The organism is Comamonas trifloxystrobinivorans, from assembly GCF_043359985.1.
Taxonomy (GTDB): Bacteria; Pseudomonadota; Gammaproteobacteria; order Burkholderiales; family Burkholderiaceae_C; genus Comamonas; species Comamonas trifloxystrobinivorans.
The window spans coordinates 193061-208456 of sequence record NZ_JBHZGV010000013.1 but is presented as its reverse complement, the minus strand read 5'-3'; the positions used below and the strand labels follow the sequence as shown (position 1 = coordinate 208456).

Sequence of the window (15396 nt, the reverse complement as noted above, 5' to 3'; positions counted from 1 at the left end):
CGTCCTCAGTGAGCCTCACGTTGCTTGGTCTTGGCTTCCAGCGACTTGCTGTAGGTCGACATGGCGTAGCAAAAGAAAAAGTAGATGGCGGCAATAAAGAGATAGGCCTCTACGCCAAAACCACGCCAGGTTGAATCGGACAAGGCTGCCTTGGCGGAGTTGGTCAGGTCAAAAATACCGACGGCAACCACCAGCGAGGTATCTTTGAACAAGCCAATGAAGATGCTGACCAAAGGCGCAATAACGATTTTTAAACTTTGTGGCAGCAGCACTTTGAAGGTGGTGGCCCAGTAACCCAGACCCAGCGATTCGGCGGCCTCTATTTGCCCTTTGGGAATCGCCTGAAGGCCACCTCTTACGGTTTCTGCAATATAGGCGGCAGCAAACAAGATGATGGCAATCTCGGCGCGCAGCAGTTTGTCGAAGGTCGTCCCCTCGGGCAAAAACAGGGGCAGCATGACAGACGACATGAACAAAAGCGTGATCAGTGGTACGCCTCGAATCAGCTCGATATACACCACGCAGATGGCCCGAATGACCGGGAGCTGCGACCTTCTGCCGAGCGCCATGAGAACCCCTAGCGGAAAGCCAACGCCAATGCCGAACGTGGCCATGATGAGCGTCAGCGGCAGCCCGCCCCAGCGGTCCGTCTCCACCTCGCTGAGGCCGAAGTACCCGCCCCGCATGAGCACCCACACCGCGCACAGGCAGAGCACCCATGCTCCTGCCAGCCAGGGTTTCCAAAACCTGCGGATGCCGCTGATGATCAAAATGCCGATCAGCAGTGCGGTGGCTGCCAGTCCTCGCCACTGCTCGTCATAAGGGTAGGTGCCAAAGAGAATGAGCCGGTGTTTTTCGGCAATGAAGGCCCAGCAAGCGCCTCCACTTTGTCGGCACTCTTGCCCGCTCGATGCAGTGAAGTTGGCCTTGAGCAGCGCCCATTGCACCAGGCCGGGCAGGGTGTAAAGCGCCAGCCATACCACCAGCACCGTGGCCAACACGGATGTGGGCGAGGCGAAGACATTTTTTCGCAGCCAGTCCAGAGGGCGTGGTGAAGCAGACGTCGCAGGCGCGGAGACAGAATGTTTTTGCATAGTCTTCTCAACGTCCTACCAGCGCAACACGGCGGTTGTACCAGTTCATGAAGATCGACACCAGAAGGCTGAAAATCAGATAGCTCGACATCAAAATCACGACGCCTTCAATCGCCTGGCCGGTTTGCGTGATGGTGGTGTTCATCACGGCGACGATATCCGGGTAACCAATGGCCACGGCCAGCGAGCTGTTCTTGATCAGGCTCAGGTACTGGTTGGTCATGGGCGGAATCATCACGCGCAAAGCCTGGGGAATGATGACTCGCCGCAGCGTCATGGATTTGGACAGTCCAATCGATTCGGCTGCCTCCCATTGCCCTTTGGGAATGGATTGCACGCCCGAGCGCACGATTTCGCCGATAAACGCTGCGTTGTAAGCCACCAAGCCGAGCATGAGGGCCGTGAACTCGGGCGATAGATTGAGGCCGCCTTGAAAGTTGAAACCGCTCAGTTGCGGTACTTCCAAGCTCAGCGACGCGCCGCCCATCACATAGCCCAATACTGCGCCGCCTAGCAACGTAGCTAGGGCAAACCAGGCCAGCTTTCCGGAAGTCAGTGGCGGCCGGTTGCTGCGCCGCAAGCGGTGCAGGATGACCACGAGCGCGATGAAACCCGCTGCCAGGCCACCAATGGCCCACGGCACCGCAGCGCCTTCCAAGCTGGGCAGTTGCAGGCCTCGGTTGGAGAGAAAAACGCCAGGCAGTGGCTGGTAGGCTTGGCGCGGACCTGGTGCGTTTTCGGTGATCAATGCATACCAGAAGAACAACTGAAGGAGCAGCGGAATGTTCCGAATCAGCTCGATGTAGCCCGAGACAATTTTTTGTACCAGGCGCACCGAGGACAGCCGCAACAAGCCGACAACCAAGCCCAAAACCGTAGACAGCACGATCCCGATGGCTGCCACCCGTAGCGTGTTCACAAAGCCCGCCAAGATCAAGCGGCCGTAGGTGTCGCCGGCGTGGGTGGGAAGCAGGCTTTCGCCGATGAGAAAGCCCGCCTCCTGGTGCAGAAAGGAAAAGCCGGTCGAGATATTGCGGGTCGCCAGGTTGGACATCGTGACTGATACCAGCCAGGCCGCACCGCCAACAATTACCAGCAATGCAATCACTTGATAAGCGATGCTGCGCACCGCCACACTGCCCCACCAAGGCTCTTTGGGCGGGGTGTTCTCGCTAGACGTGTGTGGTTTCATAAGGCCCCTGGCGATGAAGTCTGGACGCCAACCTGCGTGCTCAGCGCAGTGGCAAACCGTACATCAGACCCCCTTGGCGCCACTGTGCGTTTACGCCGCGGGGGAGCTTGACGGGGCTGCCCGCACCAACGTTTCTTTCGTAGCTTTCACCATAGTTGCCCACCTGCTTGATGATGGAGAAAGCCCACTTCTCGTCCAGCCCCATGCTCTTGCCCAGCCCCGGGGTCACGCCCAGAATGCGTTGCACGTTAGGGTTCTGGCTCTTGAGTTGCTCGTCGACATTCTTGGAGGTGATGCCGAACTCCTCGGCCTCCAGCATGGCATTGAGCACGTAGCGCACCACATTCAGCCAGGTGTCATCGCCTTGGCGAACCATGGGGCCGTTGGGCTCCTTGGACAGGTCCTCGGGAAGGATCACAAAGTTCTCCGCATCTCCCAGGGACACCCGCGTGATCGCCAAAGCGGATTTGTCGGTGGTATAGGCGTCGCAACGGCCGGAGGCAAAGGCGCGAACGGCTTCGTCGTACTTGTCAATCACCACGGGTTTGAAGGAAATCTTTTCCGTGCGGAAGTAGTCCGCCAGGTTCAACTCGGTCGTGGTTCCGGGCTGCACACAAATGGTGGCGCCGTTGAGCTCTTTCGCACTTTTCACGCCCAGCGACTTCTTGACCATGATGCCCTGGCTGCCATAAAAATTGACCCCCGCAGCCACCAGACCCAGCGAAAACTCGCGCGTCAAGGTGACGGTGGTGTTGCGGGTCAATACGTCCACTTCGCCCGATTGGAGGGCCGTAAAGCGTTGCTGCGTATTGAGCGGAGTCACCTTGAACTTGCTGGCGTCGCCAAACATGGCTGCGGCGATGCCTCGGCAAATATCAATGTCGATGCCTGTCCAATTGCCTTTGCTGTCCGGGTTGGAAAAGCCGGGAACGCCGGTCGAGACGCCGCACTGCACAAAGCCTTTTTTCTTGACGTTGTCGAAAGTGGCGCCTGCGTGGACAAGCCCTGCAGCCGCTACGAGACCCAGGCCCATGGTGAGTTTGAAAAATCGCATTTTTGTCTCCTTCGCTTGACTGGTGGATTGAACTGCTTAAACGCCTGCTGCATAGCCATCTCGCTGCGGGTCTGCGCCGCCACGGATGACACCATCAAAATGCGTAATGCCATGCACCCCTGCAAAGGCATATGAGTTGTAGCTGCGCCGTACTTCGTAGCCCTGGCGCACCAGCGCCTCTTCGGTGGTGCGCGGAATGCGGTTTGAGATGTCAATCGCATTGCTGGTGGCAACAACGCGCGGAGCGCTGATCGCTTCCTGGATCGGCATGCCCCAATCCAGAATATTGACCAATACCTGGGCCACTGCAGGCCCAATCCACGATGCACCCGGCGCGCCAATCGTCAGCACCGGCCGGTCTTGGTCAAACACCAAAGTGGGTGCCATGGAGGAAATACGCCGCTTGCCCGGCTCGATCGAATTGGGGCGCCCTGGCATGGGGTCGAACTGGCTCATGGCGCCGTTGAGCATGAAGCCCGAGTCCTTCACGATAAAGCCCGAGGGGTTGCCCAGGGTGTGGGTGAACGACACCATCATCCCGTTGGCATCCATTGCTGACACATGCGTCGTATGCTTGGACTCTGCTGCGGTGCGCCGATCCACCGAGGCCTTTTTGCCATGGTGGATATCGTTGGCAATGCCTTGCGTGTAGGCCTGCGAAAGCAGGCGCGCGACCGGGTTGTCCATGAAGTTAGGGTCCCCGATAAAGGCCTCCCGGTCTCTCAAGCCCACCTTCATCGCTTCGAACAGAATGCGTATGTACTCGGGCGAGTTATGGGCCAGCTTTGTCAGCTCGAAATGCTCCAAGATCTTGAGAATCTCCGCCACCAACTGGCCGCCAGCCGGCGGTGGAGGTGTTGCAATGCGCCACCCGCGGTAATCCACACTCATTGGCACCGACTCGGGAACCACCAAAGACGCAAAATCTTGCAGCGAAAGAATGCCGCCCTGGCTGCGCACGTCTGCCACGATACGCTTGGCCAAATCACCGAAATAGAACGAATCTGCGCCTTCGGCGGCCAACTGGCGCAGGGTTCGTGCCAGATCGGGGTTGCGCACCATGGCCCCCGGTTTCTTGTAGCTGCCGTCTTCCTCGAGATAGATTCTTCGCCCGTCTTCGGTCAGGCCCAGCTTCTCGCCGTAGTTCATGCGCCCGTACTTGCGCTCGTTCTGGGTAAACACCGTATAGACATGGGGCCGGATCATCCAGCCCGACTCCGCCTGCACGATGGCTTCCGAAAACAGCTCCGACCAGTTCAGCCGGCCAAACCGCTGGTGGGCATTGGAGAGCAGGCGAAGAATGGGTGGGGCCGTCACGGCCATGGCTCCGGCTTCGTTCACAAAGCCTTGCAAACGGTGACCAAACCCATCGGTCGTGTCGCCCAGGTAGATGCCTTCCCACTGATCTGCCCGGCTCTCCAGAGGGCAAGCGCCAAAACCTTCATACACGAGATGGGCACCCGAGGCGGGGTCGAAAATCTGCATCACACCAAACCCGCCAATGCCGCACATCAGTGGGTCCACCACCCCTTGGGTCAAGGCACAGGCAATGGTGGCATCCAGCGCATTTCCGCCTGCGCGCAGCACATCTGCGCCAGCCGCTACCGCCTCAGGCTGTGGCGCAACCACCATGGCGTGTGGTTCAGGAACTCTGTAAACGGGTTTGCGTGAGCTGGTCATAGTCATACTTCAGAAAAGAGAGGCATCCGCATATCGCCACTTTTTGTGGGAGCGGGTGTCATACCCATGGCACCCCGCGCATGTGATGGCATTCAAAACCTAGTTCGTTTATGAATAGATTGGTTCTATGGTCTCAATACCGAATTTGTTATGCCCGTACATGGCAGCACCAGCGCAACAAATCGGTTATTCCGGCCTCCATGCAGACAGCGGGACTGCTACCACGAGACAGATTCTGCGGATGGCAATGCATCAGAGCAAATAAATAATTTGGCTGGAGGCATAAGCAGTTTTGCATGGGCTGGGAGCGCCACTACAAGCAGGGTTGGCCCATGCGAAAGCACTTATGGGAGCAAAGAATTTGGGCATTTGCCTGCTCTGCAGGGCGTGGCCAGAATCGGGCCATGTACTCTTCCGATACCCTTTCAGCCCTGTCCCAACTGGTGCCCGCGCTGGCAGGCCGGCACACGGCAGAAAATGCCTTCAAATCGATCGAGACGGCATTGGCCCGCACGGTAGGGCACCGTTTGTTTACCGTTCTCATCATTGACGAAGCGCGCATGCTGGACCGCAGAATCTACAGCAGCGACCCCCTCAACTACCCCTGTGGCGGCACCAAACCGCTGTATGTGGACAACGACTTCTATCGCACTGTCGTCACCGCTGGTCTCTCACGCTACTGCCGTGACAAAGAAGAATGCCGGCGTGCCTTCTTTGACTACGATGTGATTGAGGCCTTGGGCTGCGAATCGGCAGTTAACGTCCCGGTTCGGTGGAATGGCGTCACCCTGGGTTCGCTGAACCTGCTGCACAAGGCGGGCTGGTATCACGAGGACATGGCAGACGATCTGGCGCTGTTCGCCACCATGGCAGTTCCGCTGTACAAGCAAGAGCTGCTGGCAATGCAAAATAGCCCAGCCGAGTTTGGCTCGTCTTTGACTGGGCAATGATCAACCTGCATAGAGCAGCCTTGCGCAGGCCAGAGCGGCGGCAATCGCAAAGGCTGGGAGCTGTGGGCGCATAGTCCAGCCAATCTAACACTGTTGGTAATTGCTATATTTTCAATAGCTTCTGGAGCACTCTGCTCGAACACGGCGGGCCGCATGCCGTTGGCAAGACGACAACGGGAACCAGTTCCTGGTGCGCTCCTATGAGAGCCAAAGAATCGCGCACTACTACCAGCAGATCTACGAAGCGCGAGGACACAAGCAGCGTTATTGGGTAGAGGCTAGTGCAGAGCCTTGATCGCTGACCTGAACCTGCTTGTCATCAAAAAACAAAGCGCATGGGCCCGTAGCACAGCTTTCATGCCAATCGCAAACCCCACAACACATCCAGCACATGCTGTGTGGAGCGCTCTATATGCCCCGTACGGTGCGCAATGCCGAGGCGTCGCCACAATGCCGGGCGCAGTGGCCGCATGACGATGCGGTCGTCGCTTGATGGCGAAGCAGTCTCATGCGGCAACAGCGTTGCGCCATAGCCGGCCGCGACCAGGCTCTTGATCGCGTCGTTGTAATTGAGTTGGATGCGCGGCACCGGCTGGTGGCCGCCAGCGGCGAACCACTCTTCTGTCTGGCGGGAAAGGCTTGTGGTTGCGTCGTTGAGGATCAGCGGTTGGGCTGCAAGCCAGTCGGGCGTAACGCGGGCCGGGCTGCGCCAATGCGCAGGCACAAAGGCCATGACCGGGTCGCGTCGCCAGGGCTTGATCACGAGCCCGGCCACCGGAGGCTGGGGCAAGGCGACTATGCCGATTTCCAAGGAACCATCTGCCAGCCGTGACAGCGTTTCTTGCGAAGTCAGCACGGCAATCTGGATATCGATGCCAGGACGGTTTTGGCGCAGCACTTCCAGCGCCTGCGGCAACAGGTGTGCAATCACGCCGGTCGAAGCACCGAGCCGCGCACGGCCTTCAAGGCCTTGAACCTGGCGTTGAATATCGTCCAACGCCTGCTCCGCATCTTCCAGCAAGCGGCGTGCGCGCTCCACCAGCACCTCGCCAATGGGCGATGGTTTGATGTGGCCGCGCTTGCGCGACAGCAGTGGTGCACCTATACGTTCTTCAAGCTCAGCAATATGCAGGCTGACCGTTGGCGGGGCCAGGTGCAGTCTGCGCGCAGCTTCAACAAATGAACCCCGGTCGGCAATGGCGACCAAGGTCCGCAAACGGTCCAGGCTGATCTCTCGCATGCCTATATCCAAATGAAGAAAAACTGAATTTTAGCGTTGCGAAATTCAACTTTCAATATTTTGGAGTTCCTAGGAACATCGAGGTTCTTCTCACGGGCCATGGCCCACAGCCACGGGAGTATTCCGCATATGAGCGTACCCATTGTTTTTATCGACGGCGACCAAGGCACCACTGGTTTGCAGATTCACGAGCGCTTGCGCAACCGGGCCGACATCCGTCTGCTCAAGCTCGCTGCAGCAGACCGCAAAGATTCGCAGCTACGTGCGCAAGCCATTAACGCTTGCGACATTGCCATTCTCTGTTTGCCCGATGCTGCGGCACGCGAAGCGGTTGCCGCCATTGTCAACCCGGCCGTCAGGGTGATAGACGCCAGCTCCGCACACCGGACCCATCCGGACTGGACTTACGGCTTCCCCGAAATGGCGCCAGGGCAGGCCGAACGCATTGCGAAGGCGCGCCGCGTCACCAACCCCGGCTGCTACCCGACCGGTGCAACAGGCTTGCTGCATCCGCTGGTGCAGGCCGGACTCATTCCGGCCGACTATCCGGTCAGCATTCATGCGGTGTCCGGCTATTCCGGACGAGGGCGCGCAGGCGTTGAGGAGCACGAAGGGGCAGGCGCCACCAGCGCACCTGCCTTCCAGGTCTACGGCCTGGCACTTGCGCACAAGCACGCGCCAGAGATTCAGCAGCAGGCAGGGCTCGCGCAGCGCCCCATCTTCGTCCCTGCATACGGTGCATTCCGCCAGGGTATCGTGCTGACAATACCGCTTGCGTTGCGGGTGCTGGCGCCCGGTGTAGACGGCGCTGCTCTGCACGCCTGCCTCGTGCGCCACTATGCAGAGGCAAAGCATGTACGCGTCTTGCCAATGCAGGAGGCCAAAGCCCTGGAGCACCTGGACCCACAGGCGCTGAACGGCACGAACGACATGCATCTGAGTGTTTTCTACAACGAGGAACACGGCCAGGTTCTGCTGTCTGCGGTATTTGACAATCTTGGCAAAGGCGCATCCGGTGCAGCGGTGCAGAACCTGGAGCTGATGCTTGCGCATTAGCGCCAGCGTAGCCCTTGGTGGATAACGGGGCTGGCCTCAGACTGTGGACTGAATCTTGCGCGACGCATCGGCCATCGCCGGCTACGTCAACGGCGCCAACGGCCGCCGCTGGGTAGTGGTTGCCATGGCCAACAGCGACAACGCGCCTGCAGAGCGCCCTGCTTGGGATGCGCTGATTGACTGGGTGGCAGGGCAGTAGGGCTTGGGTAGTTGCTGGCGCTTATTGGGGATGCTGGCAGGCCGTTGACTAATCAGATGCTTGACGCTTTGGTGCGGAGAAGGCGGGTTGATGGCTTGGGTTTGTGTGTCTGCCCCTGCCGCTTTAACGATCTGCCTCTTGGCTGATTGCTCTAAGAACGCTTACTGGGTCTCGAACATACGCAATGGCCCGCGAGCGCTGTAGTGCTGCCTCAATCGCAGCAGTGCTTGAATCCACGACCCTCCAGAACTCAATAGAGAAGAGGTCGGCGTTCAAGGTTTTGCATAGATCGCAAAGTTCGTTTGCGAATTCTGTGATGTTGACACGAGCATCCAATCGGGCACTGATTTCAGCGCTGAAATCGGAGTCCAGAACAACATCTATTCTGTTTCCTTTGTCCGATCCATAAACGAGCCAGTCGGGAAGCACTTCATACGGATCTCCGAAGCGTTCATGTAGCCAGGCTTGAGCCGTCTTGACCTCACGGTCCATGAATGTGGGCGCGTCATATCCCTCTGGGCCACGCGTTGGCAACGGTGAACCGTGAGGCAGGAGCGCCAGATCGAATTGCCAAGTGGCCATCAGTGAACTCCTATGGATGCGACTTGGGGAGGACTCAAGACATTTCAGATTTTCATTTCGTATGCTTAACTGTAACTGTCTTCTATGGTCCGACCCTAGGCAGTCTGCTCTTCTATCTGCAGCTATGCAAGACGGCACACTAGCATTGCAATATCTGTGCTGTTATGGGAAGGGCGTCTGCTTTCCTTTGCTGTCATTCGTGCCTCATCGGCTGATCGCCTCGATCGGCGATGGCTCCGTAGCAGTCTTCCTGAGCAAACGTCCCAATGCAGTCGGCAAGAATGACTCTGTTACATTTCTAGAAAGTTAGTCCTCGGCCTCCGTGAGCAATGGTGTTAAGCATGTTCCCTTCTAGATCCATCGCAACGATGCTTTATCCTTCTCCACCAGGCGTTCCTACGGCACGCTGGTTACCGCAGAAATTAGGTTTCATGAGATAAAAATGACCAGCATATTCCTTAGCCACAATTCCCAAGACAAGCCATTCGTTCGTCGGCTGGCCCGCGACCTTGACGTGCATGGAGTCAAGTGTTGGATTGATGAAGCAGAAATCAAAGTTGGAGACTCACTCATTGAGAAGATTCGTCAAGGACTCGACTCAATGAGCTATGTGGCCGTCGTTCTTTCTCCCGACTCCGTTAACTCAGCGTGGGTTCAAAAAGAGATAGACGTCGCTATGAACCAAGAGATCCTTGGTAAGCAGGTCAAGGTTCTTCCTCTTCTATACCGAAAGTGCGAGCTACCGGGATTTCTTCTCGGAAAGAAGTATGCTGACTTTACTAATGATGAAAGTTATGAAGTCGCACTTGAGGACTTCGTGCGAAGTATCGGGGTAGTCTTTCGCCGAAGCGTACTTAGACGTCCCGAGCAAGGCCAGCACATCGGGCGAGCGCTAGACAAGGCTTGGGCGAGCGGCCTGCCTGTTTTGTCCAGCCCATTTCACAGACCATTCCAATACATCGGATTGACAATTGATGCCGCTGCAAAGGCCGTTGGAGGTATTCCGAACGAAGTAGGGAACATCATCCTTGAGAGTGAAGAATGCCGGTTGGTTCTCGAGGCGGAAGGAAATTTCATCAACTATGTTGATATAGAACTCAAACGAACTGCGCCTCATCAGCAGTCAGAAGAGTTTGACTCGGAGATCATTCTTGGGGCGCTTAGCATCAATCCGGCCGAGTTGGAGTTGGTCAAAAAAGCTGTCCACTACCATCATTACAGTGACCATAGGCGAAAGCTCAAGGTGAGCGTTTCGTGTCTCTATGACGGTGCCCCTTTAAGTGTCGGTTTTGGCGGCAAGTACTACGGAATGTAAGGCCGCCGGCGTAAAAAAATAAACTAACCATTCTGTTGATGAGACGCCTTGCCGGCAGGCTTCGCTAATGTCAAACGTTGATTAACTGCTTGTCTTGTGGTGATCGGTGGCTTTGGCCGATAGCAGCCACCAAACAAGCCACCTATGGCCATCTACTCGGTCCGCCCACCAGCGCCTCCAACGCCCATGCCATAATCCGCCCAGCCCCCGTAAAGGGGCTGGTGCGTAAGAACACCAAAAAGCAAGCGGTGTAGCCTCCTCGACAGCGAGGCGTTTCACTCAGGAGCAAGGAACCATGAAACCAATGGACCTCCCCCACCGCAGCGCGAGCCACGCGCACTGTCACCATCTCTCGCAGAAAACGGGAGGTGCGCAATGACCGAAGCTTTCCGCGATGATCCCCAGCCGTTCGATTTGCATGCGGCGGCCCACGCCAATACGGTGGCTGGTTTTAACTACTCTCTGCGGCTGCAACACCACCAGGCGGCCAGCTTGGCCCGCAGCCTGCGCGGTATAGAAGCGGCCGCCCGCGTGCTGGTGGCAGAGACTGGCGAGGATTACAGCGACACCGCCCTGGTTTTGGGCGGCTACCTGCGCAGCGGCTTGATAGAAGCCATAGTGACCATGGCCGCCAATGCGGGCGAGTTGCTCGATATGGTGAACGACCAAGCCCAAGCCGCACACAAAGACAAAGCGGCGCAGCCAGCACGCTAAGCCAAGGCCTTAGCGCCTCAACCATCAAAACAGAGCCCGCCGGTGTGTTGCATCGGGTGGGTTCTGTGTTTTTATTGGGCTTGGTTTTGGATTGCATGGGTGCAATCCGCCTGGCGCTGCAAACTTATCCACAAGCATCGCACGCCTTGCTGCACTCTCAGCATTCCACCTTCGAAAACTCCAACGCCAAGTGGTCGATCAAGGCACGCACGGCGGGCAGCATGCCGCGGCGGCTGGGGAATACGGCGTGTATGGCGTCTTCGGCCGGGCTCCATTCGGGCAGCACTTTCACCAGCGTGCCATTGGCGATTTGCTCGTGGATCATGATCATCGGCAGCTTCACCACGCCCAGGCCCGCCAGCGCGGCGCTGCGCAGCGCCACCATGTCGGTGGTGATGAGGCGCGGCTGGTGCGGCACGCTCACGGGCGGCAGCTCGCTGTGCTGCAGTTGCCAGAGAAATTGTTGCTCGGGCGAGCCCAGCCACAGGCTCGGCCAGCCGGCCAGATCCTGCGGTGAGCGCGGCAGGTTTTGGCGCGCCAGCAAGATGGGGCTGGCCACCAGATGCTGTTTGTGTACCGAGAGCATGCGTACCGACAGGTCGCTGTCTTCCAACGGCAGCGTGCGCACGCGGATGGCCAGGTCCATGCCTTCGCCGATCACGTCGACACGGCGGTTGGTGGCGTCGAGCTGCACGGTCACTTCGGGGTAGCGCAGCATGTATGTGGTGAGCATTTGCTCGACCAGCTCGTGCAGCAAGGTGATGGGGCAAGACAGGCGCACCACGCCGCGTGGCTCGGTTTGCACGGCCTCGATGCTGCGCTGCGCGGCGTCGGCCTCTACCAGCATGGCTTTGCAGTGCTGGTAGTAGGTTTGGCCCAGTTCGGTGACGGCAAATTTGCGCGTGGAGCGCAGCAACAGGCGCACGCCCAGGCGCTCTTCGAGCAAGGCCAGGCGGCGGCTGAGCTTGGATTTGGGCATGCCCAGGGCGCGGCCAGCGGGCGCAAAGCCGCCGTGGTCTACCACCTGGACAAAGTAATACAGATCGTTGAGGTCTTGGTGCTGCATGGGGGTGTGAGCGGTTTATCGTTCATTAAATAGAACGAATCGAGCAAATTATGCGCTCTTCTGCTGGCAGTGTTCCATACCCATAATTCTTGCTCGGCCCGGCGCGTTGTTTGCACCGGCCAGACAAGGAAACACGATGAAGAAGATTCTGCAGGTTCAAGACGCACCGCGCCAGCACTGGGTGGGCGACGGCTTTCCCGTGCGCTCGCTGTTTTCTTACCAAAGCCACGGCAAGGCGTTGAGCCCATTTTTGCTGCTCGATTTTGCCGGCCCTACGCAGTTTGAGCCTGCCGCTCAGCCGCGTGGCGTGGGCACGCACCCGCACCGGGGTTTTGAGACAGTGACCATCGTGTACGACGGCGAGGTGGCGCACCGCGATTCCACCGGCCAGGGCGGCGTGATTGGCGCTGGCGATGTGCAGTGGATGACGGCGGGCGCCGGCATTTTGCACGAGGAGTTCCATTCGCCTGCCTTTACCGAGCAGGGCGGCAAACTGCGCATGCTGCAGCTGTGGGTGAACCTGCCAGCCAAGGACAAGAGCGCGCCTGCGGGCTACCAGGCCATTAGCAACGCACAGATCCCGGCCGTGGCTTTGCCCGGCGGCGGCCTGGTGCGGGTGATTGCGGGCGAGTTTGACGGTAACCGTGGCCCGACCGTTCGCGGCCCGGCCAACACATTCACACCCATGAACGTGTGGGATGTGCGCCTGAGCGCTGGCGAGAGCGTGACGCTGGATTTGCCCGAGGGCTGGAGCACGGCACTGGCCATGGTGCATGGCACGGCCTTGGTGAACGGCGAACATGTGGCCCGCGAGGCGCAGTTGGTGGTGACCGAGCAGGCGGGTACGTCGATCACCGTCGAGGCCAACGGCGAGGTGGCGTTTTTGCTGATGAGCGGCGAGCCGATTGACGAGCCGATCGTGGGCTATGGCCCGTTTGTGATGAACAGCCAGCAGGAGATCGTGCAAGCAGTGAACGATTTCAACAGCGGCAAGTTCGGCTCCATGCAGGCCTGATGTTGGCGGGCACAAAGCCGCGATGAGGTGCTGGTGCTGGTGCTGGTGCTGCTACGCAGCGTAGACGCCACTGGCTTTAGCGTGGGCGCCATGAAAAACGGACACCTAGGTGTCCGTTTTGCTGTGTGCTCGGTGAGCTGGGCTTACCAGTTGGCTTCCATGCGGTCCTGGATCCAGGTGCCGAGCTGGCGGTGCGCCTCGGGCGTGTAGCTGATCTTGTCGGCAAACAGGTATTGCTTGATTTTCTCGTTGGTGACCAGCGTGGCGTCGGTGCACAGCGAGGAGTTCACCTGGTTGGCGCCGATGTTCATGCCATTGCTGGCGTCCACGCTGTTGCACAGCGTTTCTTTGGCGTTGGTGAAGCTGTAGTTGCTGGGGTCGCCGGTGAGGCGGTTGAAGTAGTACTGCACGTCGGCGTACAGCACTTGGCGGCCGTCCATGGCGTTGACCTTCAGCAGCAGGGCATTGTTGAAGGCGGTGGTGGCGTCTTCGAGCAGCTTGCTGGGCTTGGGATCGGCGCCTTCCTGGGCTTCGTCCAGATCCTTGGCCCACAGCGTACGGCCCAGGTTTTGCGAGCCGATGACCATGATGCGCGGGGCGCCTGCCTTGTTCAGGCGAATCACCTGGTCGCCCATCAGCGAGCCGGCGGTAGCCATGTCGGCCAGGTAGGCGTCCTTGGTCTTGGTGCCGGCGGCGTATTCGTTGTAGCCGGCGATGATGTCGCTCATGCCGCCGCTCATCAGCACAAACTGCTTGCTGCCGAAGCTGGGGTTGGCGGCCAGGAAGCTGTCGATCTGCGCGGTGATCGAGGGCGCGTTGGTGACGCCTGTGGCATCGGCCTGCGCCACGCGGGCATTGCCTTGGGCGTAGGCGGTGCCGCCTTGCTTGGCGGGCGCCAGCGTCAGGTCGTATTGGTTAGCCACTTCCAGCGTCCAGTTGTTGATCGCGGTGGTCGTGGTGGTGACCGAGTAGGGGCGGCCATTGGGGTTTTGTCCCAGGTCGCTGAGCGCATCGCCAAAGGTCACGAGGCTGTCGGGCTTGACCGAGTTGGCGACGGAGCTTGAGCCACAGGCCGCCAGCAAAGCTACCGAGGCCGCAGCCACAGAGCTCAACACGGTACGGCGCATCCAGTTTGCTGCCATGAAGGTTCTCCAATTAGTAGTGCGTAGTGTAGCGAGGCTCACAGACGCGTCCAAACAATGCAGGTAAAGAGAGGTAAAACGGAAAACGGCCCACGCGCGCTCAGGCCGCTGCGGCCCGCTGCAGGCGGTCGGCCACGCCTTCCCAGTCGGCGCTCTCGGGCGGCGTTTCTATCCAGATCAGTTGCGCGCCCCAGGTGTCGAAGTTGCGCAGCATGCCAAACAGCTCGTGGGCGGCCGCCAGTGGCGTGTCGGGCATGCGGCGCAGCAGCAGCTTGGCGCTGCCGGCCTTGAGCGGGCTGCGGTGGTAGATGGCGATGTTTTTGCCGTCGGCGCCCAGAATGTCGAGCGCCGATTGCAGCTGCTTGGCGTTCATCAAGCGCACCTTGGCGTTGGGCGCGTAGTGCGCCAGCAGCGTGCCTGAGGCGCGCGGCGTGTGCTCGGGCAGCTCTTCTTTTGAGAGCGCTCGCAGGCCGCAAGCGCGCTCGATATCGTCGCGCGAGACAGCGCCGGGGCGCAGCAGCACGGGCACGCCACGGGTGCAGTCGACAATGGTCGATTCAATGCCTACTTCGCAAGCGCCGCCATCTAGCACCAGCAGATCGTCGCCAAACTCGCTGGCCACATGCTGCGCCGTAGTGGGGCTGACGCGGCCAAACTTGTTGGCGCTGGGCGCCGAGACACCCCAGACGGGCGGGCTCAGCTGCTGGCAGGCCTGCAACACGGCATGCGCCACCGGGTGCGATGGGCAACGCAGGCCCACGCTGTCTTGCCCGCCGGTCGATGCCTCGGCGGCACCGGGCAGGCGCGGCAGAATCAGCGTGAGCGGGCCGGGCCAGAAAGCGTCGATCAGTTGCTGGGCAAACAGCGGCACTTCCTTGGCGTAGCGCGTGATGGCGGCCGCGTTGGCCACGTGCACGATCAGCGGATGGTTGGCGGGCCGGCCCTTGGCGCTGAAGATCTGTGCCACGGCGGCGTCGTTGTCGCTGTCGGCTGCCAGGCCGTAGACCGTTTCGGTCGGCAGGCCGAGCAGCTGGCCGGCTTGCAATGCCTGGGCGGCGGCCTGGACCGAGGTGTCCAGCTGTCCATCCAAAATCACG

Annotated in this window: 15 protein-coding genes; 6 read left to right on the top strand and 9 right to left on the bottom strand. The window is 59.4% G+C overall.

The features are described from left to right. Positions 1-5: 5 nt before the first annotated feature. From ACFIQF_RS17535 to ggt, 4 genes are read right to left on the bottom strand one after another with little or no spacing between them, the layout of a single operon-like run. Positions 6-1094, bottom strand: coding sequence for an amino acid ABC transporter permease (locus ACFIQF_RS17535; protein WP_393944818.1), 1089 nt, complete (start codon positions 1092-1094; stop codon positions 6-8). A gap of 7 nt (positions 1095-1101) precedes the next feature. Further along, complete coding sequence (locus tag ACFIQF_RS17530; RefSeq protein ID WP_393944816.1) at positions 1102-2286, bottom strand: amino acid ABC transporter permease; 1185 nt, start codon at positions 2284-2286, stop codon at positions 1102-1104. 40 nt (positions 2287-2326) lie between these two features. Further along, positions 2327-3340 (bottom strand): amino acid ABC transporter substrate-binding protein, encoded by a 1014-nt coding sequence (locus ACFIQF_RS17525; RefSeq protein ID WP_393944815.1) that lies wholly within the window; start codon positions 3338-3340, stop codon positions 2327-2329. Between the two features lie 36 nt (positions 3341-3376). Then, entirely contained in the window at positions 3377-4972 is a 1596-nt protein-coding gene (gene ggt / locus ACFIQF_RS17520) for a gamma-glutamyltransferase (RefSeq protein WP_393944814.1), read from the bottom strand. A 452-nt stretch (positions 4973-5424) separates the two neighbouring features. Here ggt and ACFIQF_RS17515 point away from each other — a divergent pair, with 452 nt between their 5' ends. Continuing rightward, the gene (locus tag ACFIQF_RS17515; RefSeq protein WP_393944813.1) at positions 5425-5970 is read left to right on the top strand and encodes a GAF domain-containing protein; all 546 of its coding nucleotides are present in this window, start codon (positions 5425-5427) and stop codon (positions 5968-5970) included. Between the two features lie 355 nt (positions 5971-6325). On the opposite strand, the gene ACFIQF_RS17510 is transcribed toward ACFIQF_RS17515, so the two are convergent. After that, complete coding sequence (locus ACFIQF_RS17510; RefSeq protein ID WP_393944811.1) at positions 6326-7210, bottom strand: LysR family transcriptional regulator; 885 nt, start codon at positions 7208-7210, stop codon at positions 6326-6328. A 129-nt stretch (positions 7211-7339) separates the two neighbouring features. Here ACFIQF_RS17510 and argC point away from each other — a divergent pair, with 129 nt between their 5' ends. Continuing rightward, the gene (argC, locus tag ACFIQF_RS17505; RefSeq protein WP_393944874.1) at positions 7340-8266 is read left to right on the top strand and encodes an N-acetyl-gamma-glutamyl-phosphate reductase; all 927 of its coding nucleotides are present in this window, start codon (positions 7340-7342) and stop codon (positions 8264-8266) included. 55 nt (positions 8267-8321) lie between these two features. Further along, the gene (locus ACFIQF_RS17500) at positions 8322-8465 is read left to right on the top strand and encodes a hypothetical protein (protein WP_393944809.1); all 144 of its coding nucleotides are present in this window, start codon (positions 8322-8324) and stop codon (positions 8463-8465) included. 123 nt (positions 8466-8588) lie between these two features. Here the strand turns inward: ACFIQF_RS17500 and ACFIQF_RS17495 are convergent, their stop codons facing one another. After that, positions 8589-9047, bottom strand: coding sequence for a hypothetical protein (locus ACFIQF_RS17495; RefSeq protein ID WP_393944808.1), 459 nt, complete (start codon positions 9045-9047; stop codon positions 8589-8591). 442 nt (positions 9048-9489) lie between these two features. Here ACFIQF_RS17495 and ACFIQF_RS17490 point away from each other — a divergent pair, with 442 nt between their 5' ends. Next, positions 9490-10362 carry a TIR domain-containing protein gene (locus ACFIQF_RS17490; RefSeq protein WP_393944806.1) on the top strand — a complete coding sequence of 291 codons (873 nt, stop codon included), beginning with the start codon at positions 9490-9492 and terminating at the stop codon, positions 10360-10362. A 375-nt stretch (positions 10363-10737) separates the two neighbouring features. Then, complete coding sequence (locus ACFIQF_RS17485) at positions 10738-11076, top strand: hypothetical protein (protein ID WP_393944805.1); 339 nt, start codon at positions 10738-10740, stop codon at positions 11074-11076. Between the two features lie 157 nt (positions 11077-11233). Here ACFIQF_RS17485 and ACFIQF_RS17480 read toward each other — a convergent pair whose 3' ends face one another. Further along, positions 11234-12142 carry a LysR family transcriptional regulator gene (locus tag ACFIQF_RS17480; protein WP_393944804.1) on the bottom strand — a complete coding sequence of 303 codons (909 nt, stop codon included), beginning with the start codon at positions 12140-12142 and terminating at the stop codon, positions 11234-11236. 136 nt (positions 12143-12278) lie between these two features. On the opposite strand from ACFIQF_RS17480, the gene ACFIQF_RS17475 reads away from it, so the two are divergent. Further along, positions 12279-13157, top strand: a complete 879-nt coding sequence (locus tag ACFIQF_RS17475; protein WP_393944802.1) for a pirin family protein — start codon at positions 12279-12281, stop codon at positions 13155-13157. A gap of 143 nt (positions 13158-13300) precedes the next feature. Here the strand turns inward: ACFIQF_RS17475 and ACFIQF_RS17470 are convergent, their stop codons facing one another. Together ACFIQF_RS17470 and ACFIQF_RS17465 are read right to left on the bottom strand one after the other, a co-directional pair. Beyond that, the gene (locus ACFIQF_RS17470) at positions 13301-14299 is read right to left on the bottom strand and encodes an SGNH/GDSL hydrolase family protein (protein ID WP_393944801.1); all 999 of its coding nucleotides are present in this window, start codon (positions 14297-14299) and stop codon (positions 13301-13303) included. A 100-nt stretch (positions 14300-14399) separates the two neighbouring features. After that, a complete protein-coding gene (locus tag ACFIQF_RS17465) occupies positions 14400-15395 on the bottom strand; it encodes an L-threonylcarbamoyladenylate synthase (protein ID WP_393944799.1) in 996 nt (331 codons plus the stop codon). Position 15396: the final 1 nt, after the last annotated feature.

What these genes read in the sequence shown, in the direction of transcription:
- ACFIQF_RS17535 (WP_393944818.1), bottom strand. Translation starts at nt 1,094, where the DNA reads ATGCAAAAACATTCTGTCTCCGCGCCTGCGACGTCTGCTTCACCACGC.
- ACFIQF_RS17530 (WP_393944816.1), bottom strand. Translation starts at nt 2,286, where the DNA reads ATGAAACCACACACGTCTAGCGAGAACACCCCGCCCAAAGAGCCTTGG.
- ACFIQF_RS17525 (WP_393944815.1), bottom strand. Translation starts at nt 3,340, where the DNA reads ATGCGATTTTTCAAACTCACCATGGGCCTGGGTCTCGTAGCGGCTGCA.
- ggt (WP_393944814.1), bottom strand. Translation starts at nt 4,972, where the DNA reads ATGGTGGTTGCGCCACAGCCTGAGGCGGTAGCGGCTGGCGCAGATGTG.
- ACFIQF_RS17515 (WP_393944813.1), top strand. Translation starts at nt 5,425, where the DNA reads ATGTACTCTTCCGATACCCTTTCAGCCCTGTCCCAACTGGTGCCCGCG.
- ACFIQF_RS17510 (WP_393944811.1), bottom strand. Translation starts at nt 7,210, where the DNA reads ATGCGAGAGATCAGCCTGGACCGTTTGCGGACCTTGGTCGCCATTGCC.
- argC (WP_393944874.1), top strand. Translation starts at nt 7,340, where the DNA reads ATGAGCGTACCCATTGTTTTTATCGACGGCGACCAAGGCACCACTGGT.
- ACFIQF_RS17495 (WP_393944808.1), bottom strand. Translation starts at nt 9,047, where the DNA reads ATGGCCACTTGGCAATTCGATCTGGCGCTCCTGCCTCACGGTTCACCG.
- ACFIQF_RS17490 (WP_393944806.1), top strand. Translation starts at nt 9,490, where the DNA reads ATGACCAGCATATTCCTTAGCCACAATTCCCAAGACAAGCCATTCGTT.
- ACFIQF_RS17485 (WP_393944805.1), top strand. Translation starts at nt 10,738, where the DNA reads ATGACCGAAGCTTTCCGCGATGATCCCCAGCCGTTCGATTTGCATGCG.
- ACFIQF_RS17480 (WP_393944804.1), bottom strand. Translation starts at nt 12,142, where the DNA reads ATGCAGCACCAAGACCTCAACGATCTGTATTACTTTGTCCAGGTGGTA.
- ACFIQF_RS17475 (WP_393944802.1), top strand. Translation starts at nt 12,279, where the DNA reads ATGAAGAAGATTCTGCAGGTTCAAGACGCACCGCGCCAGCACTGGGTG.
- ACFIQF_RS17470 (WP_393944801.1), bottom strand. Translation starts at nt 14,299, where the DNA reads ATGGCAGCAAACTGGATGCGCCGTACCGTGTTGAGCTCTGTGGCTGCG.